The organism is Pseudomonas sp. A014, from assembly GCF_052378495.1.
GTDB classification, from domain to species: domain Bacteria; phylum Pseudomonadota; class Gammaproteobacteria; order Pseudomonadales; family Pseudomonadaceae; genus Aquipseudomonas; species Aquipseudomonas machongensis.
Window position 1 is genome coordinate 1979951 of record NZ_CP199001.1, and the last position, 19363, is coordinate 1999313.

Consider the following 19363-nt stretch of genomic DNA (forward strand, 5'->3'; position numbering starts at 1 on the left):
GCAGCCCTTGAGTAACGAGGCCTGGCGCGTTTTTGCGCCGGCCTGTAAACGAAATCGACCGGCGTGGTTGTCCGTCGTCCCGAGTGGGGTGACTTCTGGTGCGTGAGTCACTAGAATATTCGCCCTTGATTCTGGAGTCGGGCTATCGCCGGCTAACGTCTGTGCAACGAGGAATATCCATGCAAGTTTCTGTTGAAAACACTTCCGCTCTCGAGCGCCGCATGACCATCGCCGTTCCGGCCGAGCGCGTCGAGAACGAAGTCAACAAGCGTCTGCAACAGACTGCCCGTCGCGCCAAGGTCCCGGGCTTCCGTCCAGGCAAGGTGCCAATGAGCGTTATCCGTCAGCGTTACGAAGACGCTGCCCGCCAGGAAGCCTTCGGTGACCTGGTCCAGGCCTCCTTCTATGAAGCCGTGGTCGAGCAGAAGCTGAACCCGGCTGGCGCCCCGGCTGTCGAGCCTAAGTCGTTCGAGAAAGGCAAGGACCTCGAGTTCGTCGCCGTCTTCGAAGTCTTCCCTGAATTCACCGTTGCCGGCTTCGAGTCGATCAACGTCGAGCGCCTGAGCGCCGACGTCGCTGACGCCGACCTGGACAACATGCTGGAAGTGCTGCGCAAGCAGAACGTCCGTTTCGAAGCCGTCGAGCGCGCTGCCGAGAAAGACGACCAGGTCAACATCGACTTCGTCGGCAAGATCGACGGTGAGGCCTTCGCCGGTGGTTCGGCCAAGGGCACCCAGCTGGTACTGGGTTCCGGCCGCATGATCCCGGGCTTCGAAGATGGCCTGGTTGGCGCCAAGGCCGGTGAAGAGCGCGTCGTCAACGTGACCTTCCCCGAGGACTACCAGAACCTGGATCTGGCCAACAAGGCCGCCGAGTTCACCATCACTGTCAACAGCGTTTCCGCACCTGTGCTGCCAGAGCTGAACGAAGCCTTCTTCGCCCAGTTCGGCATCAAGGAATCCACCCTGGAAGGCTTCCGCACCGAGGTTCGCAAGAACATGGAGCGCGAACTGCGCCAGGCCATCAAGGCCAAGGTCAAGAACCAGGTCATGGACGGTCTGCTGGCCGCCAACCCGGTAGACGTGCCGAAAGCCCTGCTGGAAAACGAAGTCAACCGTCTGCGCGTGCAGGCTGTCCAGCAGTTCGGTGGCAACATCAAGCCTGAGCAACTGCCGGCCGAGCTGTTCGAAGAGCAAGCCAAGCGCCGTGTGGTCCTGGGCCTGATCGTCGCCGAGGTGGTCAAGCAGTTCGAGCTGAAGCCGGACGATGCCAAGGTTCGCGAGATGATCGAGGAAATGGCTTCCGCTTACCAGGAGCCTGAGCAGGTCATCAACTGGTACTACAAGAACGACCAGCAACTGAACGAAGTCCGTTCGGTTGTGCTGGAAGAGCAAGTTGTAGATACTGTCCTGCAGAAAGCGACTGTGACCGACAAGTCGGTCTCGTACGAAGAGGCTGTCAAGCCAGCACAGGCTCCTGCCGAAGCTGAGTGATTTGCTACTCTCGTAGGAAACCCCACAAGCCAGCCTTCGGGCTGGCTTGTGCGTTATTAAAGCCATGACTATTTGGGAGTGAGTGCAGGACATGTCCCGCAATTCTTATATTCAGCAGAGCTCTGACATCCAGGCCGCAGGCGGTCTGGTCCCGATGGTTATCGAGCAGTCCGCCCGTGGCGAACGTGCCTACGACATCTACTCGCGCCTGTTGAAGGAGCGTGTGATCTTCCTGGTGGGTCCTGTAGAGGACTACATGGCCAACCTGGTTGTGGCGCAGCTGCTGTTCCTTGAAGCGGAAAACCCGGACAAGGATATCCATCTGTACATCAACTCGCCGGGTGGCTCGGTCACCGCAGGCATGTCGATCTACGACACCATGCAATTCATCAAGCCGGACGTCTCCACCATCTGCATCGGCCAGGCCTGCAGCATGGGCGCCTTCCTGCTGGCAGCCGGTGCGGCAGGCAAGCGTCACTGCCTGCCGAACTCGCGCGTGATGATTCACCAGCCGCTGGGCGGCTTCCAGGGCCAGGCGACCGACATCGAGATCCATGCCCAGGAAATCCTCAGCATCAAGGCGCGCCTGAACGAGCTGCTGGCCTTCCACACCGGCCAGGACCTCGAGACCATCAAGCGCGACACCGAGCGTGACAACTTCATGAGCGCCTCGCGCGCGGCCGAGTACGGCCTGGTCGACTCGGTCTACGACAAGCGGCAACTGGTATCCTGAGCCCAGGCGCCAGAGCGGGCGGGCGCCGAAAGGGCCCGCCTGCGGACTTGAAAAAGCCCGCAATTGCCTTCATCTTGTGTTGCAAGCCTACCGGATTGGATCGATCGAATGACTGACACCCGTAACGGCGAGGACAACGGCAAATTGCTCTATTGCTCCTTCTGCGGCAAAAGCCAGCACGAAGTGCGCAAATTGATTGCCGGGCCCTCGGTATTTATCTGCGACGAGTGCGTCGACCTGTGCAACGACATCATCCGAGAGGAGGTGCAGGAAGCCCAGGCCGAGAGCAACGCGCACAAATTACCTTCGCCGAAAGAAATCAGCGGTATCCTGGACCAGTACGTCATTGGTCAGGAGCGCGCCAAGAAGGTGCTTGCCGTAGCGGTGTACAACCACTACAAGCGCCTGAACCAGCGTGACAAGAAGGGCGACGAGGTCGAACTCGGCAAGAGCAACATCCTCCTGATCGGGCCTACCGGCTCGGGCAAGACCCTGCTCGCCGAAACCCTCGCGCGCCTGTTGAACGTGCCGTTCACCATTGCCGACGCCACCACCCTGACCGAAGCCGGTTATGTGGGTGAAGACGTCGAGAACATCATTCAGAAGCTGTTGCAGAAGTGCGACTACGATGTGGAAAAGGCCCAGATGGGCATTGTCTACATCGACGAGATCGACAAGATCTCGCGCAAGTCGGACAACCCGTCCATCACCCGTGACGTCTCGGGCGAGGGCGTGCAGCAGGCATTGCTGAAGCTGATCGAGGGCACCGTGGCTTCCGTGCCGCCCCAGGGTGGCCGCAAGCACCCGCAGCAGGAGTTCCTGCAGGTCGACACGCGTAACATCCTGTTCATCTGCGGTGGCGCATTCTCGGGTCTCGAGAAGGTCATCCAGAACCGCTCCACCAAAGGTGGTATCGGTTTCGGCGCGGAAGTGCGCAGCAAGCAGGAAGGCAAGAAGGTGGGTGAGTCGCTGCGCGAAGTCGAGCCGGACGATCTGGTCAAGTTTGGCCTGATTCCGGAATTCGTCGGTCGCTTGCCGGTTCTGGCCACGCTCGACGAGCTGGACGAAGCGGCGTTGATGCAGATTCTCACCGAGCCGAAGAACGCCCTGACCAAGCAATACGCCAGGCTGTTCGAGATGGAAAGCGTGGACCTCGAGTTCCGCAGCGACGCGCTCAAGGCCGTTGCTCGCAAGGCCCTGGAGCGCAAGACCGGCGCCCGTGGCCTGCGTTCGATCCTCGAAGGCGTGCTGCTCGACACCATGTACGAGATTCCTTCGCAGAAGGATGTCAGCAAGGTGGTGATCGACGAGAGCGTCATCGACGGTACTTCGCAGCCGCTGCTGATCTACGAGAACAACGAGCCGCAAGCCAAGGCCGTGCCTGACGCCTGAGTCGCACGCCTGATACGTTGAAGCAGAAAGGGGCCCGCGGGCCCCTTTCTGCTTTTCTGGCGCCAGCGCTTGTATTTTTGCGGACCTGCCCCCACATTAGCTCCAAGCACTATTTCCACCGGTTTCCGGCCACAAGGCCGCTGTAGAGGCGAAATCATGAAGACCACCCTCGACTTGCCTCTTTTGCCATTGCGCGATGTCGTCGTCTATCCGCACATGGTTATCCCGCTGTTCGTGGGACGCGAGAAGTCCATCGAAGCCCTAGAGGCCGCAATGACGGGCGAAAAGCAGATCCTCCTGCTGGCCCAGAAGAATCCAGCCGACGATGATCCGGGCGAAGATGCCCTGTATCGCGTCGGCACCATCGCTACCGTCCTGCAACTGCTCAAGCTGCCTGATGGCACCGTCAAGGTGCTGGTCGAAGGCGAGCAGCGCGGTGCGGTCGAGCGCTTCACCGAGGTCGAAGGCCACGTTCGCGCCGAAGTCAGCCTGATCGACGAGGTCGAGGCGGCCGAGCGCGAGTCCGAAGTGTTCGTGCGCAGCCTGCTGTCGCAGTTCGAGCAGTACGTTCAGCTGGGCAAGAAAGTGCCTGCCGAAGTGCTGTCCTCGCTCAACAGCATCGAAGAGCCGGGGCGCCTGGTCGATACCATGGCCGCACACATGGCGCTGAAGATCGAGCAGAAGCAGGAAATCCTCGAGATCATCGACCTGTCTGCCCGTGTCGAGCACGTACTGGCGCTGCTGGACGCGGAAATCGACTTGCTGCAGGTCGAGAAGCGCATCCGTGGCCGGGTCAAGAAGCAGATGGAGCGCAGCCAGCGCGAGTACTACCTGAATGAGCAGATGAAGGCCATTCAGAAGGAGCTCGGCGACGGCGACGAAGGCCACAACGAAGTCGAGGAGCTGAAAAAGCGTATCGATGCTGCTGGCCTGCCCAAGGATGCCCTCACCAAGGCCCAGGCCGAGCTGAACAAGCTCAAGCAGATGTCGCCGATGTCCGCCGAGGCCACGGTGGTGCGCTCTTACCTCGACTGGCTGGTGCAGGTGCCCTGGAAAGCCCAGAGCAAGGTGCGTCTGGATCTGGCCAAGGCCGAAGAGATCCTCGATTCGGACCACTACGGCCTGGAAGAGGTGAAGGAGCGTATTCTCGAGTACCTCGCGGTCCAGAAGCGCGTGAAAAAGATCCGTGGCCCCGTCCTGTGCCTCGTCGGGCCGCCCGGCGTGGGCAAGACATCGCTGGCCGAGTCGATCGCCGCTGCCACCAATCGCAAGTTCGTGCGCATGGCCTTGGGTGGTGTGCGTGACGAGGCCGAGATCCGTGGTCACCGCCGTACCTACATCGGCTCTATGCCGGGTCGCCTGATTCAGAAGATGACCAAGGTCGGGGTGCGCAACCCGCTGTTCCTGCTCGACGAGATCGACAAGATGGGCAGCGACATGCGCGGCGATCCGGCCTCGGCACTGCTCGAGGTGCTCGACCCGGAGCAGAATCACAACTTCAACGATCACTACCTGGAAGTCGACTACGACCTCTCGGACGTGATGTTCCTGTGCACCTCCAACTCGATGAACATTCCGCCAGCGTTGCTGGACCGGATGGAGATCATTCGTCTGCCGGGCTACACCGAGGACGAGAAGGTCAACATTGCGGTCAAGTACCTGGTGCCCAAGCAGGTCAAGGCCAACGGCCTCAAGAAGGAAGAGCTGGAGGTCGACGTCGCCGCGATCCGCGACATCATCCGCTACTACACTCGAGAAGCCGGTGTGCGTGGTCTGGAGCGCCAGATTGCCAAGGTCTGCCGCAAGGTGGTCAAGGAGCATGCCGGCAACAAGCAGGTGAAGGTCAAGGTCACCGGCGACCAGCTCGAACACCTGCTGGGTGTGCGCAAGTTCCGTTATGGTCTGGCCGAAACCCAGGACCAGATCGGCCAGGTCACAGGCCTTGCCTGGACCCAGGTCGGCGGTGAGCTGCTGACCATCGAGGCGGTCGTGATTCCTGGCAAGGGGCAGTTGATCAAGACCGGCTCGCTCGGCGATGTCATGGTCGAATCGATCACTGCCGCACAGACCGTGGTACGCAGCCGCGCCCGCAGCCTGGGTATCGCTGCCGATTTCCACGAGAAGCACGACGTGCACATCCACATGCCTGAGGGCGCCACGCCGAAGGATGGCCCGAGTGCCGGTATCGGCATGTGCACTGCACTGGTCTCGGCGCTGACCCAGATTCCGGTGCGTGCCGACGTGGCGATGACCGGTGAAATCACCCTGCGCGGTCAGGTGCTTGCCATCGGCGGGCTGAAGGAAAAACTGCTTGCGGCGCACCGCGGCGGGATCAAGACAGTCATCATTCCCGAGGAAAATGTGCGTGACCTGAAGGAGATTCCTGAAAATATAAAACAGGATCTGCAAATCAAACCGGTTAAATGGATTGACGAGGTCCTGCAAATTGCGCTGCAATACGCCCCGGAGCCCTTGCCAGATGTGGCTCCGGAGATTGTCGCGAAAGAAGAGAAGCGCGACAGCGATGCTAAGGAAAGAATTAGCACGCACTAGTTCGTATCTCATTGGGGGCCTTCGGTTGACAGCTTTTTCGGGCCCTTGCTATAAAGCGGCACGCCAGTGTCAACAGGCCACCCAATGATCGTTTCATAAGCTTTTCATTACATACTTAGAAACAAACTCAATAGAGATATAAGGGGACTTAGAGTGAACAAGTCGGAACTGATTGACGCTATCGCCGCTTCTGCTGACATCCCGAAAGCTGTAGCCGGCCGCGCGCTGGACGCAGTAATTGACTCCGTAACCGGTGCCCTGAAAGCAGGCGACGACGTCGTTCTGGTTGGCTTTGGTACCTTCTCCGTCAAGGAGCGCGCTGAGCGCACCGGCCGTAACCCACAAACCGGCAAGGCGATCAAGATCGCTGCTGCCAAGGTTCCAGGCTTCAAAGCTGGCAAAGGCCTGAAAGACGCCGTCAACTAAGTCGTCTCTTTCAGCCGGACCCGGCCTGGCCAGGTCCGAGCACGTAGCGGCGGGGGCCGCAAACGTTCCCGCCTGCCACGTTTGCTAAGAAAAGGCGCATCCTCGGATGCGCCTTTCTTTTATCAGGATTCTACCCACTCTCCGCGGTTGTCGATGCAGTGGTACGACCGTTTCTGGGGGACGCATGCTGCAGAATATCAGGGACAATTCACAGGGTTGGATTGCCAAGACCATCATTGGCCTCATCGTCGTGCTGATGGCACTGACCGGTTTCGAGGCCATCTTCCAGGCCGCCAGCCACAGCCAGGATGCCGCCAAGGTGAATGGCCAGACCATCAGCCAGAACGAGCTGAGCCAGGCCGTCGACATGCAGCGCCGCCAGCTGATGCAACAGCTGGGCAAGGATTTCGATCCGGCGATGCTGGACGAGAAGATGCTGCGTGAGGCGGCACTCAAGGGGCTGATCGACCGCAAGCTGCTGTTGCAGGGTGCCGAAGACGCCAAGTTCTCTTTCTCCGAGGCGGCACTGGATCAGTTGATCCTGCAGACGCCTGAGTTCCAGGTCGATGGCAAGTTCAGCGCCGAGCGCTTTGACGCCGTCATCCGCCAGATGGGCTACGGCCGCATGCAGTTCCGCGAAATGCTCGCCCAGGAAATGCTCATCGGCCAGCTGCGTACCGGCCTGGCAGGCAGCAGCTTCGTTACCGACAAACAAGTCGACGCCTTCGCCCGTCTGGAAAACCAGACCCGCGATTTCGCTTCGCTGACCTTCAAGGCCAACCCGGCCGCAGTCAAGGTGAGCGATGAAGAGATCAAGGCTCATTACGATCAGCACGCCAAGGAATTCATGACCCCTGATCAGGTGGTCATCGATTACATCGAGCTCAAGAAAGCTGCGTTCTTCGACCAGGTTTCGGTCAACGAAGACGAGCTCAAGGCGCTGTACGAAAAGGAAATCGCCAACCTCGCGGAACAGCGCCGCGCTGCGCACATCCTGGTCGAAGTCAACGACAAGACCGATGATGCCCAGGCCAAGGCCCGCATCGAAGAGATCCAGCAGCGCCTGTCCAAGGGTGAAGACTTCGCCAAGTTGGCCAAGGAGTTCTCCCAGGATCCGGGCTCGGCGGCCAATGGCGGTGACCTCGGCTTCGCAGGTCCGGGTGTCTATGACCCGGCCTTCGAGGATGCCCTGTACAAGTTGAACAAGGACCAGGTGTCGGCACCGGTTCGCACCGAGTACGGCTACCACCTGATCAAGCTGCTGGGCGTCGAGGCGCCTGAAGTGCCTACCTTCGCCAGCCTGAAGGACAAGCTGACCCACGAGCTGAAAACCCAGCAGGTCGAGCAGAAGTTCGTCGAAGTCACCAAGCAACTGGAAGACTCGGCCTTCGAAGCCTCCGACCTGGCGCAGCCTGCGCAGGAACTGGGCTTGAAGGTACAGACCTCGGCACCGTTCGGCCGTGAGGGCGGCGAGGGCATCACTGCCAACCGTTCGGTGATCCAGGCTGCGTTCAGTGAAGAGGTGATGGACGAAGGCGCCAACAGCAGTGCCCTGGAGCTGGACCCTGAGACCGTGGTGGTACTGCGTGTGAAGGAGCACCGCAAGCCGGAGCAACTGGCGCTGGAAGTCGTGTCGAAGAACATCAGAGAACACCTGGCCAAGGAGAAGGCGACCGCCGAGCTCAAGGCCAAGGCGGACAAGCTGATTGCCGGCCTGCGTGATGGTTCGATCGCCAAGGGCGCCGACCAGGAAGGGCAGAAGTGGAAGGTGCAGGAGGCGGTGACCCGCAACCAGGACGGCATCGACCCAGCCGAACTGCAGGCCGCGTTCCGCATGGCCAAGCCTGAGTCCAAGGACAAGCCGGTCTACGGCAGTGTCGTCCTGGGTGACGGCAGCCTGGTAGTGCTGCAGCTCAAGGGTGTCAACGAAGGTTCTGCCGCCTCCGACGAGGAGAAGGTGCAGATTCGTCGCTACCTCGCTTCGCGCGCAGGCCAGCAGGACTTCGCTGCCTTCCGCAAGCAACTGGAAGCCAGCGCCGACATCACCCGTTACTGAGTGCTGTCGTCGTGAAGAAACAGGCCGCTTAAGCGGCCTGTTTCGTTTTCGGCATCTCCAGGTATTTTCGCGGACAGGCCCGCGAAAAAGTCAGCGCCGATACTCCTGCCTAGCGCTGCTCCCCCTCATGACTGTCCAGGGTATCCCGCGCAATCTCACGCCCCAGTGCGATCAGCTCCGGCGCCTTGTAGAACTCGAAGAACCGGCATACCCGCTTCGGCACGTTGATCAGTACATCCGGCGGATACCCGGCGATCTTGTACTGTGCCAGCGAGGTCTGCATCACCTCGAAGCTCTGGTTGATCAGGTCGAGTAGCGATGCAGGTCCGACGTTATCGATGATGAACGAACCGGTCGCCGACTTGGGGGCGCCTTCGCGTTCCGGGGCCGCTGCCGGTTGCTGGCTTTCCGGGTCGGCGGGGTCGCTCAGCCACGGGTTTGTCTGGCTCATGCGTTCGGCGACGATTTCCTGCTCGATGCGCATCAGCTGCTCGGCCGGCTTGCGGCGAAACGGCATGCGCGACCCCAGCGAACTGATCACCGATTCGAAACGCATCCTGAACGCCGCCGGGCGTTCGATCACCGGCAACTGGTACTGTTTCTGATTGGTGGCGTTGAGGTTGACCGCGATGATCAGGTCGCAGTGACTGGACACCACCGGCACGATCGGCAATGGATTGAGAATACCGCCATCGACCAGCATGCGGTTGCCCTGCATGACGGGCGTGAACAGGCTGGGAATCGCCGCCGAGGCGCGCATGGCCTGGTGCAGGCAGCCTTCCTGGAACCAGATTTCCTGCTGGTTGGTCAGGTCGGTGGCAACGGCGGTATAGGGGATTCGCAGTTGTTCGATATTGATCTCGCCGACGATCTTGCGGATTTGTCCAAATACCTTGTCACCACGAATGGCGCCCAGGCGAAAGCTCACATCCACCAGGCGCAGCACGTCGAGGTAGTCCAGGCTTTCTATCCAGCGACGGTATTCGTCGAGCTTGCCGGCGGCATAGATGCCACCAATCACCGCGCCCATCGAGCAACCGGCGATGCAGGCGATTTCGTAGCCGCGACGCTCGATCTCCTCGATCACGCCGATGTGCGCATATCCCCGGGCACCGCCCGAACCGAGCACCAGTGCGACACGCTTGCTCATACTTTTCCCCCCAAGGCATTTCGCGCGTATTCCAACAATGCACCCATTGGTGCCGGTGCTTCAATGTCGTTGCGCGCTGGGCTACGCTGAGCATGGCACTTTTCACGTTGCCGGCCGTCGAACAGCGACTGTTTTGTCCTTCTTGAGGTAATGCCCGATGAAAGCCTGGATCTGCCTTCCCCTGATTGCCCTGGCCCTTGCTGGCTGTGCGGGCAAGACGGCCTATCGCGACAGTTGCGCGACTCAGTTGGATGCGGCCTGGAAGGAGCTCGACCTCGCCAAGGCCGAAGGGTTTGCCGGTACCGTGAGCTACTCCAAGGCGCTGTCATTGCTGACTGGAGCCAAGACCCAGCAGCAGTTCGAGGCGTTCGAGGGGTGCAGCAGCAAAGCCGAGCGAGCACGTTTCTATATCCGTGAGTCCCGTGCAGGCCGTTGACCGAGGAGGCTGATATGCCCGCGATGCTCGATCATGTAGTCGCTCAGGTCCTGGCCCTGCAGGTGCGTCTACTGACCTGCCGGGAACGCCTGGCCGCCGATACCGACAGCGAAGCCCTGCACGACCTGCGCACCAGTGTCAGGCGCCTGCGCAGTCTGCTGCGACCCTTGCGCGCGCTGCCGGGTGTCGAACAGTTGGAGGATGCAGCGAAATCGCTGGGCACGCTCACCACGCCTCTGCGCGACCGTGAGGTGCTGGCCGATCAGTTGATCTCTGCTGGGTACGTGCAGGCCGGGCAGCGGCGCCTGCAGGGCAGGGCGGCAGCTTTCGCCAGCGTCGCTGCCAGCCCGCAGTTGACCCGGCTGCTGGCGATACTGGATTCATTCCCCCTGTTCCTGCGTGCTTCGCAACGCGAAGGCCTGGCGAATGACTTGGGCACGCGCATCGACAAACGCCTGCGCAAGCAATGGCGCAAGCTGGAAGCGGCCATCGACGATCCGGCCCACGACCGGCATCGCTTGCGTCTGTTGATCAAACGGGTGCGCTACGGCGATGAGGCCTACCCGCAGTTGCGCCATGCAGGGAAGAAGCTTCAGAGGCTGCTCAAGCAGGCGCAAGGCGACCTGGGCGATTGGCATGATCGTGTTCAATGGCTGCTGCAGTTGCGCGAGCATCCCGACCTGGCGCCGTGCGAGGCGGCTTGGGAAACCGAGTTGCATGAGACCGAGCGTGCCAGCGATGCCACCTTGGCGTCGTTGCGCAAAGCCCTGTCGCGTCGATAACCCCAGTAAATGACCGATATGCGGGCTGCCCTGTGCCAGCCTGCTGGTTACCATGCGCCTTGACCCCGTTGTCGATAGAGGCCAAGGACTTCCATGAATTTCGATGAACTGCTAGAGGCCGTGCGCCGTCACCCGGCGTCGGTCAGTATCCCACCAGACTGGGCCCAGGGCCGCGCTTCGTTTGGCGGGTTGATGGCGGCGTTGGTCTATGAGGCGATGTGTCAGAAGATCAGCGATGGGCGGCCAGTGCGCTCGTTGGCCATCAGTTTCGTCGGCCCGGCGGCACCGGATATTCCGATACGCTTCGAGGCCGAGGTGCTGCGTGAGGGCAAGGCCGTGAGCACGCTGCTGGGGCGCGCCATCCAGGATGGGCAGGTGGTGACGCTGGTGCAGGGCAACTTCGGTGCTGGACGCCCGTCGGTGGTGGAGGTGAAGGCCGAGCCAGCGCCATCGTTCAAGGCTCTGGAGGATTCGGCGCCGGAGTTGCCCTACATCAAGGGCGTCATGCCTGAATTCATGCGCAAGGTGGCGCTGCGCTGGGCGATCGGGGGGCTACCCTTCAGCGGCAATGCATCGCGCCAGATGGGCGGCTGGGTGCGTTTGCGCGACCTGCCGGAGGCGCCGCTCGAAGTGTCGCACCTGCTGGCGCTGGTCGATGCCTGGCCGCCGAGCCTGATGCCTTATCTCAAACAACCTGCCGCAGGCAGCACCCTGACCTGGACCATTGAGTTCGTCCAGCCATTGCCGGAGCTCAGCACGCACGACTGGTACCAGTACCGTGTAGAGACCGAGCACGCCCGTGATGGGTATGGGCATGCCGCAGCCCGCTTGTGGTCGGCGGATGGCCGCCTGTTGGCCTTGAGCCGGCAGACGGTGACGGTGTTTGCCTGAGCCTTGCCGCGTGTTCAGGGCCGATGCTTGTGTCTTTCGCGCCAGGCACGCCACCAGCCGCCGCTCAGGACGAAACGAGGGAAGGTGATGAACTGTTCGGTCAACAGACGTTTAAGGGCGTCCTGCCGATCGCTGAACGGCTCGGGTTGCTCGGCCTCCAGGCGATGGCCCTGGCGCTGCATGGCAAGCCCTGCGATCAGCGCAATCACGCCTACGGCAAGCTGGGTGATGTCGAGCGAGAACAGGCCTGAAAGCACCAGCAGGGCACCAAGGATGAACAGCGGTACGGCAATCAAGTGCAGCACCAGGTTGGTCGGGTGGCGGTGATTATGGTGGTAGCCGCGCCATTGCCAGGCGGGCAGATTCGGCAGACGTTTGCTCATGGACAATTCCCCTTGGTCATGTCCGAAGCTTAGTGCGGCCCCCCGCAGGGAGCCAATCGAGGCTGTTTATCGGGACTATAGCTTGAGCTGGCCGATGGCTTTGTTCAGTTCGCCGGCGAGGGTCGCCAACGCATTGCTGGTGGTGGCCGATCCAATGGTCTGCTGTACGGTTTCTTCGGTAACGTCGCGGATGCTCACCACTGCCCGGTTCATCTCCTCGGCGACCTGGCTCTGCTGCTCGGCGGCCACGGCGATCTGTGTGTTGCTCTCGCGCATCTGCGCTACCGCGCGGGTGATTTCGGCCAGTGCATCGCCGGCTTCGCGGGCCTGCTTGACGCAGTCGTCGGCCTTGTAGGAGCTCTCTTGCATGTACTCCACGGCATCACGGGTGCCGTCCTGAAGCGCGGACACCATGGTGGTGATCTCGTTGGTGGAGTTCTGCACGCGCTTGGCCAGGTTGCGTACTTCGTCGGCCACCACCGCGAAGCCCCGGCCCAGGTCGCCGGCGCGTGCGGCTTCGATGGCGGCGTTGAGGGCCAGCAGGTTGGTCTGCTCGGCGATGCTGTGGATCACGCTGACCACGCCGTTGATCTTCTGGCTGTCGTCGGCCAGTTGGCGAATCATCTCGGCAGTCTGCTGCACGCCACTGGACAGCCCTGCAATGGAATCCTGTACCCGGCTGACCACTTCCTGGCCGCTGCCGGCGAGGCTGTCGGCGCTTTGCGACAGGTCGCGGGTGGCGCCGGCGTGCTGGGCGATGTGATGCACGGTGGCGGACATCTCGTTGATCGCTGTCGCGGCCTGGTCGGTCTCGCTCTGCTGGCCGATCATGCCGTGGCGTACTTCGTCCATGCTCGTGGCCAGACGTGCGGCGCCTGAGTCCAGTTGCGCGGCAGTGTGGGCCACGGTGCTGACCACGCGGTGGTAGGTCGTCTGCATGGCATTGAAGGCCCCGGCCATCTGGCCCACTTCGTCGCCACAGGCCAGCGGCACGCGCGCCGACAGGTCGCCGGTTTTTTCCACGTGCAGCATCACATCCTTGAGGGTGTTGAGCTGGCTGAGCAGGAAGCGGATCAGCAGTTGCGAAGCGCAGAGCATCGCCAGCATGAGAATCAGCACGCACACCGCGTAGTTGCTGAACCGGTCGATGAATACCTGGCGCAGGCTTGGCGATTGCGCCAGCACGGCAATGTGCTGGTTGCCCTGGCGCAGCACCTGGGCGCCGCGCAGCGGATCGTCGCCAAACAGCCAGGCCGCGGGCAACGCGACCCAGCCTTGGCCGTCACGCAGTGCCTCGACGGGCTCGCCTTTGAAGCTCGGGGTCTGGCCTTCCTGCCAAGTGATCATCTGTGGCAGATGGGGGAGGGGTTGTGCAGCGGGCCAGGTGGCCAGCAGTTCGGCCTGGGCGACGGCATGCGCCTGAGCCGATTCGGCGCGGGCCTGCTGCTCCAGGTAGACCGCGTAGAGCACCAGCAGCAAGGTGGTGACGAAGGCCACCGCATTGACTGCCCAGAATTTGTACTTCAGGGAAATATTGCTAAGCCAGGCACCCATGGTAGGTCTTCTCTGAGTTGAGCGGAAACATTATTGGCAAGGTGCCATCATTGTGTCCGCTCGCGCGCGAAGCCTTCATGACATGCGTCAAGGGAGCTTGAAGAAATCCTTGGCCGTGGCCGTGGTGTGCTGGGCGCAGTGCTCAAGGCTTTCACCCCGGTGCAAGGCGACTTCACGCAGTACTTCAGGCAGGAACGCCGGTTCGTTGCGTCCGCTCTTCGGTTTCGGCCGCAGGGTGCGCGGCAGCAGGTAGGGCGCATCGCTTTCGAGCATCAGTCGGCCTTCGGGAATATTGCCTACCAGTGGATGCAGGTGCGTCCCGCGTCGCTCGTCACAGATCCACCCGGTGATGCCGATGTGCAGGTCCAGGTCGAGGTAGGCGAACAGCGCCTGGCGCTCGCCAGTGAAGCAATGCACCACGGCGGCTGGCAACTGGTCGCGGTAGTGCCTGAGGATTGCCAATAGCCGCTCGCTGGCATCGCGTTCATGCAGGAAGACCGGCAACTGCAGTTCGGCGGCCAAGGCCAGTTGAGCTTCCAGGGCTTTTTCCTGCTGTGGACGGGGGGAGAAGTCACGGTTGAAGTCCAACCCGCATTCACCCACGGCAAGCACCCGCGGCTGAGCCAGCAGATCGCGCAGGGTGCGTTCGCTGGCGCCTTCCCAATGGCTGGCATCGTGAGGGTGGACGCCGGCCGTGCTGAACAGGTGTTGGCCAGCCTCATCCAGGCGCTGGCACAGGGCCACGGCCTCTTCGCTGACAGCCAGGCTTGTGCCGGTCAAAACCATCTGCGCCACGCCGGCGGCCAGGGCGCGTTCGACGATCGCCGCTTGCTGGTCGTGAAAGCTGCTGTTGGTCAGGTTGACGCCGATATCGATCAGTTGCATGGTGCTACCTCGTGCCGCGGGGCGGCCAGCATAGCAAAATCTGCAAGTTCGCAGAAAAACCAAGAACTTCAAACGTTTGCCATGGTCTCTTGCCGTCATTTGTCATGCGCACCGCTCGGCGCATGGTTTCGCCAACCGCTTCTGGACCCTTCTTCATGCTGCGAACCCTGCTGACGACCTTGCTGTTGCTCGGGCTGATCGCCGCAGCGCCTGCCATCGCCCGCGAAACCGGCCCGTTGCAGCATGTGCCGGCGAGCCAGAGTCGCGACCTTGCGCAGATTCGAGCGAGCAAGGTGTTGCGGGTGCTGGTCAACCAGAGCCGCAACAGCTCAGGCGAGGTCAAGGGCGAACCGGTGGGTATCGAGTACTATCGCCTGCGCGCGCTGGAGCATTTTCTCAATGCGCGGGTCGCGGACGGTCAGGAAATCACGCTGCAGATCGTCCCGCGCGCCAAGGAACAACTGATAGGCGCCCTGCAGCGCGGTGAAGGCGACCTTGCCGCGCCTGGCGAATTGCTTGATGCGGGGCTGGTGCAGGGCGTCGGAGTCAGTGCGCCGGTGCTTGACCAGGTGCCGCTGATGCTGGTCGGACGCAAGGGTGAGCGAGCCTTCAGCCGGGTCGAGCAGCTGTCCGGGCGCACCATTGCCCTGACCACCGCCAGCGCTGCCGGTGCGGTGATCGAGCAGATCAACCAGCAGTTGGCCCTGCGCAAGCGCCCGCTGGTGAAGATCGAGTGGGTCGATCCGACCCTGGCAGTCGAAGATGTACTGGAGATGGTCCAGGCCGGCATCTATCACCTGACCGTAGTGGAGCGCCCCATCGCCCAGCGCTGGGCGCGGGTGATGCCCAAGCTGCGCCTGGACACCCAGTTGCGTCTGAGCCAACCTCAGGCCATGCGCTGGTATGTGCGCAAGGATGCCGAGCAGTTGCTGGCCAGCGTGGACCGCTTCCTTGCCGTTTACCGCGCGCCGGACAACCAGGATGCAGCCTTCGAGCGCATCTATCGACGCCAGTACCGCGTGCACAATCCGTTGGCCCGCCAGGACCGCCAGCGCCTGGAGTCGCTGCGCGCGGTGTTGCAGAAGCACGGCGCCGAGCAGCAGATCGACTGGCTCAACCTGGCGGCCCTGGCGTTCAAGGAGTCGACATTCGATCCCAAGGCCCGTGGTACAGGGGGCGCCCATGGGCTGATGCAGATCACCCCGGCCGCCGCGCAACGGGTGGGCGTGAGCAATACCGCCACGGTCGATGGCAATGTTCAGGCCAGCGCGCGCTACCTCGCGCTGATCCGACGCAAGTTCTTTTCCAGCCCGCAGCTCAATGAGCGTGAGCGCATGGCCTTCATTCTTGCCGCCTACAACCTCGGCCCGGAACGCGTCCAGGCAATGCGCGCCGAGGCCCGTCGCCGTGGCCTCAACGGTAACCAGTGGTTTTTCCAGACCGAGCGCATCGCCATGGAGCAGGTGGGTATGGGGCCGGTGAACTTCGTCAACAGCGTCAACAAGTACTTCCTGGCATTCAACCGGGAGCGCAGCGCCTTGGAGCGGGTCGCGAAACGCTGATAAATCGACTTTTTCGATTTGTTTGTTAGGTTTTTTGCGGTTTTCTTATTCGTTGGTTTGATTAAGATGGCGGCCATTCCAACCTGACATTTCAAGGAAGCTCACCCGATGAATCCCTCCCTCAACGCCCTGTTCGTCACCCGTGCCGGTTTCGGCCTCAGCATCATCCGCATCCTGGTCGGCATCATCTTCATGGCGCATGGCTCACAGAAGCTGTTCGGCCTGTTCGGTGGCTATGGCCTGGAAGGCACCGGTCAATGGATGGAGAGCATTGGCCTGGCCCCTGGCTATCTGATGGCCCTGCTCTCGGGCAGCGCGGAATTCTTTGGCGGCCTGGCACTGCTGCTCGGCCTGCTGGCCCGCCCGGCTGCGCTGGCGCTGAGCGTGACACTGGTGGTCGCGATCTTCTCGGTGCACATCGGCAATGGCCTGTTCATGTCCAACAACGGCTACGAGTTCGCCCTGGCGCTGTTGGGCGGCACGCTGGCGGTACTGGTCGAAGGGGCAGGGCGCCTGTCGCTGGATCGCCTGATCGCCCGCTGACATCTCGCTGCAACCCGCCTGCGGCAAGCTGCAAGTGAACGCCCACTTGCAGCTTGCCGTTCGACGCTCTACGATACCGCTTGCGCCGATTTAAACAGCTACTTGCGGGGCGCAGGAGAGGCCCCAGGGCAATCCGAAATACCGCTAAAGCGCTGGTTCGGTGACGCCTCCCACCGCTGCCCAGCGGGATTCGCGAGGCGCAGAGATACCACCATGAGTTGCCCACGTACCAGTGTTTGCCTGACCCCACTGCCTGCTGACCAGGCATCCCGCACACCGCGCATCCTGCTCGGTGGCCAGCATCAACCTACACTTCTGCGTAACCTCGACGGCTTTTCGCGCCGCAAGGGCCAGGCCCGTGCCTTCCTCATCCAGTTCGCCGAAGCGGCTTGCAACCTTGCCCATTACGCCAATGACCGCTTTGACCTGGCTGTGATCCAAGCTCCGATCGGCGAGGATGCTGGCGAGATCATCGGCCAGTTGACCCGCATCGCGCGCCAGGGCCTGATCACCCGCCGCTGAGCAAGGTGTGGCGGCGCCTGTTTTTGGTTAAGCTCGGTAACCCAGCAGGCCCAAGGCGCCTGCTGTGGCTGTGCCGAGGAGAGCAAGCGGTTTGAGTACCAACATCATCACCACCGAAGGTCATGAAGCCCTCAAGAAGGAGCTGGATCACCTGTGGCGCGTCTACCGCCCCGAGATCACCCAGAAGGTGACCTGGGCTGCGTCGCTGGGGGATCGCAGCGAAAACGCCGATTACCAGTACAACAAGAAATTGCTGCGCGAGATCGATCGGCGGGTCCGCTACCTGCGCAAGCGCCTCGAGGATGTGAAAGTCGTCGCCTATTCCCCGGAGCAGGAAGGCAAGGTGTTCTTCGGTGCCTGGGTCGAGATCGAGAACGACGACGGCGAAACCCTGACGTTTCGCATCGTCGGTTACGACGAGATCTATGGCCGTAACGACTACATTTCCATCGACTCGCCCATGGCCCGTGCGCTGCTGAAAAAAGAAGAGGGCGATGAGGTGCTGGTGCAAACGCCCACGGGTGAAGCGACCTGGTACATCAATCGCATCCACTACGGCGCCCAGTGAGCGCATTCAGGTACAGCCGCCCCAATGTGTCCCCCGCCACCGCAATCTGCGCCTCGCTCAACGAGGCGTAACCCACCAGTACGCCCGCCGGCCAGGCATGTTCACGGGTGAACAGTCCGAGCGGCTGAAGCATCAGGCCCTGCTCGTGGGCCTGTTGGCAAAATTGCTGTTCGTTGCAGCCTTCAGGCAACCAGAGGATGAAATGCAGCCCTGACTGCTCGCCGGCAATCCGCACCTCAGTGTGCCGGCGCAGCCTGTCGATGAGCAGGTCGCGGCGCTGCTGGTAGGTCTGCCGGGCAATGCGCAGGTGGCGTGCATACTGGCCGTTGCCGAGCATCTGCTCCAGCGCCCGCTGGCCGAGGGCGCCAGGCGCCTGCCCGGAGATCGTCAGCGTGTCCAGCATTTCGGCGTGCAGGCGCCGGGGAACCACGGCAAAGCCCAGGCGCAGGTTACTGACCAAGGTCTTGTTGAAACTGCCGCAGAACAGCACTTGGTCGTGGTGGTCGATCGCCTTGATCGCCGGCAGCGGTGCACTCGCATAGTTGTACTCGCTGTCGTAATCGTCCTCGATGATTATCGCGTCCCGTGCCTGCGCCCAGTCGAGCAGGGCCTGGCGGCGTTCGACGCTCATGCAGATGCCCAGTGGCGCTTGATGGGCGGGTGTAACCTGTACCGCCCCGAGTGTTTCATGGTCGGCAAGGGCATCGACGCGCAGGCCCTGTTCGTCGAGCGGCGTGCTGAACAGCCTGTGCCCCGAACGCTCGAAAATCCGCCTGGCCCAGGCATAGCCTGGGTCCTCAACGGCGAGCGCTCGGTGCTTGGGCAGCACGCGGCTGAACAGGTCGAGGGTGTGACGAATGCCGTGGGTGACCAGGATGTCATCCGCCTCGCAGTCGATACCCCGATAGAGCTTCAAGTGCGCTGCGATGGCCTGGCGCAGGCTTGGGTCACCCTGCGCAGGGAGGCTTTCAAGCAGGCCGGCGCCGTCCAGGCGTGCCGGAAAAAGAGGCTGCTCCAGCAAGTTCGGGTCGGGCAGGCGGGCGACGAAGGGGACCCGCGCTTGCACCTGCGCCTGCACCGACTGCGGGTCGGGCATCGGCCGAGGTAGCGACGCCTGGCCGGCCGGGTTGCCGGATGCGATCAGGGTATCGGGCAGTTGCAAGGTGACCTGCGACCCTGCGCCCTGGCGCCGCTCGATGAAGCCTTCCAGCTTGAGCTGCTCGAACACCGCCTCCAGCGTGCCACGCGCCACGCCCCAGCGCTGTGCCAACGTGCGTGTGGAGGGCAGCAGGGTGCCGGGTGGCAGATGGCCGCTGACCACCAGCTCCTGGAGAAATCCATGCAGCAGCCGGTGCTTGCCGGTAGCGCTACCGGCAGACAGCTCGAACGGCAGGGCGAGATCGAGGGCAATGGCTTGTTTGCCTCTGGCCATAG

General features: G+C 62.1%; 18 protein-coding genes. 13 read left to right on the forward strand and 5 right to left on the reverse strand.

Translation table 11 applies throughout. From position 1 onward, the window contains the following. Positions 1–179 precede the first annotated feature (179 nt). The 6 genes from tig to ACTYOL_RS09305 all read left to right on the forward strand — a co-directional run bounded on the left by tig (position 180) and on the right by ACTYOL_RS09305 (position 8653). Positions 180–1493 carry a trigger factor gene (gene tig, locus ACTYOL_RS09280; protein ID WP_054892390.1) on the forward strand — a complete coding sequence of 438 codons (1314 nt, stop codon included), beginning with the start codon at positions 180–182 and terminating at the stop codon, positions 1491–1493. Between the two features lie 91 nt (positions 1494–1584). Then, positions 1585–2226, forward strand: a complete 642-nt coding sequence (gene clpP / locus ACTYOL_RS09285) for an ATP-dependent Clp endopeptidase proteolytic subunit ClpP (protein ID WP_029613529.1) — start codon at positions 1585–1587, stop codon at positions 2224–2226. A 108-nt stretch (positions 2227–2334) separates the two neighbouring features. Then, positions 2335–3618, forward strand: a complete 1284-nt coding sequence (clpX, locus tag ACTYOL_RS09290; protein WP_065861265.1) for an ATP-dependent Clp protease ATP-binding subunit ClpX — start codon at positions 2335–2337, stop codon at positions 3616–3618. A gap of 156 nt (positions 3619–3774) precedes the next feature. Further along, the gene (gene lon, locus ACTYOL_RS09295; protein WP_054892388.1) at positions 3775–6171 is read left to right on the forward strand and encodes an endopeptidase La; all 2397 of its coding nucleotides are present in this window, start codon (positions 3775–3777) and stop codon (positions 6169–6171) included. 153 nt (positions 6172–6324) lie between these two features. Next, positions 6325–6597 (forward strand): nucleoid-associated protein HU-beta, encoded by a 273-nt coding sequence (gene hupB / locus ACTYOL_RS09300; RefSeq protein WP_054892387.1) that lies wholly within the window; start codon positions 6325–6327, stop codon positions 6595–6597. 184 nt (positions 6598–6781) lie between these two features. Further along, positions 6782–8653, forward strand: a complete 1872-nt coding sequence (locus ACTYOL_RS09305) for a SurA N-terminal domain-containing protein (RefSeq protein ID WP_197890034.1) — start codon at positions 6782–6784, stop codon at positions 8651–8653. Positions 8654–8762: 109 nt separating this feature from the next. On the opposite strand, the gene ACTYOL_RS09310 is transcribed toward ACTYOL_RS09305, so the two are convergent. Then, on the reverse strand, positions 8763–9803 hold the full coding sequence (locus tag ACTYOL_RS09310; RefSeq protein WP_112897885.1) for a patatin-like phospholipase family protein: 1041 nt from the start codon (positions 9801–9803) through the stop codon (positions 8763–8765). Between the two features lie 157 nt (positions 9804–9960). Between ACTYOL_RS09310 and ACTYOL_RS09315 the strand changes: the two genes are divergently transcribed. The 3 genes from ACTYOL_RS09315 (at position 9961) to ACTYOL_RS09325 (ending at position 11912) form a co-directional block, all read left to right on the forward strand. Continuing rightward, a complete protein-coding gene (locus ACTYOL_RS09315) occupies positions 9961–10239 on the forward strand; it encodes a hypothetical protein (protein WP_054892384.1) in 279 nt (92 codons plus the stop codon). 14 nt (positions 10240–10253) lie between these two features. Further along, positions 10254–11021 (forward strand): CHAD domain-containing protein, encoded by a 768-nt coding sequence (locus ACTYOL_RS09320; protein WP_444757812.1) that lies wholly within the window; start codon positions 10254–10256, stop codon positions 11019–11021. 93 nt (positions 11022–11114) lie between these two features. After that, the gene (locus ACTYOL_RS09325) at positions 11115–11912 is read left to right on the forward strand and encodes an acyl-CoA thioesterase (RefSeq protein ID WP_444757813.1); all 798 of its coding nucleotides are present in this window, start codon (positions 11115–11117) and stop codon (positions 11910–11912) included. 14 nt (positions 11913–11926) lie between these two features. On the opposite strand, the gene ACTYOL_RS09330 is transcribed toward ACTYOL_RS09325, so the two are convergent. The 3 genes from ACTYOL_RS09330 to ACTYOL_RS09340 form a co-directional block, all read right to left on the reverse strand. Continuing rightward, a complete protein-coding gene (locus tag ACTYOL_RS09330) occupies positions 11927–12295 on the reverse strand; it encodes an Mpo1-like protein (protein WP_125930339.1) in 369 nt (122 codons plus the stop codon). Positions 12296–12370: 75 nt separating this feature from the next. Further along, entirely contained in the window at positions 12371–13849 is a 1479-nt protein-coding gene (locus ACTYOL_RS09335) for a methyl-accepting chemotaxis protein (RefSeq protein WP_197890040.1), read from the reverse strand. 87 nt (positions 13850–13936) lie between these two features. After that, entirely contained in the window at positions 13937–14734 is a 798-nt protein-coding gene (locus ACTYOL_RS09340; protein WP_197890041.1) for a TatD family hydrolase, read from the reverse strand. A 155-nt stretch (positions 14735–14889) separates the two neighbouring features. Between ACTYOL_RS09340 and ACTYOL_RS09345 the strand changes: the two genes are divergently transcribed. The 4 genes from ACTYOL_RS09345 to greB all read left to right on the forward strand — a co-directional run bounded on the left by ACTYOL_RS09345 (position 14890) and on the right by greB (position 17929). Continuing rightward, complete coding sequence (locus ACTYOL_RS09345) at positions 14890–16296, forward strand: transglycosylase SLT domain-containing protein (protein WP_197890044.1); 1407 nt, start codon at positions 14890–14892, stop codon at positions 16294–16296. A gap of 108 nt (positions 16297–16404) precedes the next feature. Further along, positions 16405–16839, forward strand: a complete 435-nt coding sequence (locus tag ACTYOL_RS09350) for a DoxX family protein (protein WP_054892377.1) — start codon at positions 16405–16407, stop codon at positions 16837–16839. Between the two features lie 213 nt (positions 16840–17052). After that, on the forward strand, positions 17053–17361 hold the full coding sequence (locus ACTYOL_RS09355) for a hypothetical protein (protein WP_054892376.1): 309 nt from the start codon (positions 17053–17055) through the stop codon (positions 17359–17361). Positions 17362–17452: 91 nt separating this feature from the next. After that, entirely contained in the window at positions 17453–17929 is a 477-nt protein-coding gene (gene greB, locus ACTYOL_RS09360) for a transcription elongation factor GreB (RefSeq protein ID WP_063544128.1), read from the forward strand. On the opposite strand, the gene pdxR is transcribed toward greB, so the two are convergent. Further along, positions 17901–19361 (reverse strand): MocR-like pyridoxine biosynthesis transcription factor PdxR, encoded by a 1461-nt coding sequence (pdxR, locus tag ACTYOL_RS09365; protein ID WP_444757814.1) that lies wholly within the window; start codon positions 19359–19361, stop codon positions 17901–17903. The genes greB and pdxR overlap by 29 nt on opposite strands. Positions 19362–19363 lie beyond the last annotated feature (2 nt).

What these genes read in the sequence shown, in the direction of transcription:
- ACTYOL_RS09335 (WP_197890040.1), bottom strand. Translation starts at nt 13,849, where the DNA reads ATGGGTGCCTGGCTTAGCAATATTTCCCTGAAGTACAAATTCTGGGCA.
- ACTYOL_RS09305 (WP_197890034.1), top strand. Translation starts at nt 6,782, where the DNA reads ATGCTGCAGAATATCAGGGACAATTCACAGGGTTGGATTGCCAAGACC.
- clpP (WP_029613529.1), top strand. Translation starts at nt 1,585, where the DNA reads ATGTCCCGCAATTCTTATATTCAGCAGAGCTCTGACATCCAGGCCGCA.
- ACTYOL_RS09325 (WP_444757813.1), top strand. Translation starts at nt 11,115, where the DNA reads ATGAATTTCGATGAACTGCTAGAGGCCGTGCGCCGTCACCCGGCGTCG.
- clpX (WP_065861265.1), top strand. Translation starts at nt 2,335, where the DNA reads ATGACTGACACCCGTAACGGCGAGGACAACGGCAAATTGCTCTATTGC.
- ACTYOL_RS09340 (WP_197890041.1), bottom strand. Translation starts at nt 14,734, where the DNA reads ATGCAACTGATCGATATCGGCGTCAACCTGACCAACAGCAGCTTTCAC.
- ACTYOL_RS09345 (WP_197890044.1), top strand. Translation starts at nt 14,890, where the DNA reads ATGCTGCGAACCCTGCTGACGACCTTGCTGTTGCTCGGGCTGATCGCC.
- ACTYOL_RS09330 (WP_125930339.1), bottom strand. Translation starts at nt 12,295, where the DNA reads ATGAGCAAACGTCTGCCGAATCTGCCCGCCTGGCAATGGCGCGGCTAC.
- tig (WP_054892390.1), top strand. Translation starts at nt 180, where the DNA reads ATGCAAGTTTCTGTTGAAAACACTTCCGCTCTCGAGCGCCGCATGACC.
- pdxR (WP_444757814.1), bottom strand. Translation starts at nt 19,361, where the DNA reads ATGGCCAGAGGCAAACAAGCCATTGCCCTCGATCTCGCCCTGCCGTTC.
- ACTYOL_RS09310 (WP_112897885.1), bottom strand. Translation starts at nt 9,803, where the DNA reads ATGAGCAAGCGTGTCGCACTGGTGCTCGGTTCGGGCGGTGCCCGGGGA.
- lon (WP_054892388.1), top strand. Translation starts at nt 3,775, where the DNA reads ATGAAGACCACCCTCGACTTGCCTCTTTTGCCATTGCGCGATGTCGTC.
- ACTYOL_RS09320 (WP_444757812.1), top strand. Translation starts at nt 10,254, where the DNA reads ATGCCCGCGATGCTCGATCATGTAGTCGCTCAGGTCCTGGCCCTGCAG.
- ACTYOL_RS09315 (WP_054892384.1), top strand. Translation starts at nt 9,961, where the DNA reads ATGAAAGCCTGGATCTGCCTTCCCCTGATTGCCCTGGCCCTTGCTGGC.
- ACTYOL_RS09350 (WP_054892377.1), top strand. Translation starts at nt 16,405, where the DNA reads ATGAATCCCTCCCTCAACGCCCTGTTCGTCACCCGTGCCGGTTTCGGC.
- ACTYOL_RS09355 (WP_054892376.1), top strand. Translation starts at nt 17,053, where the DNA reads ATGAGTTGCCCACGTACCAGTGTTTGCCTGACCCCACTGCCTGCTGAC.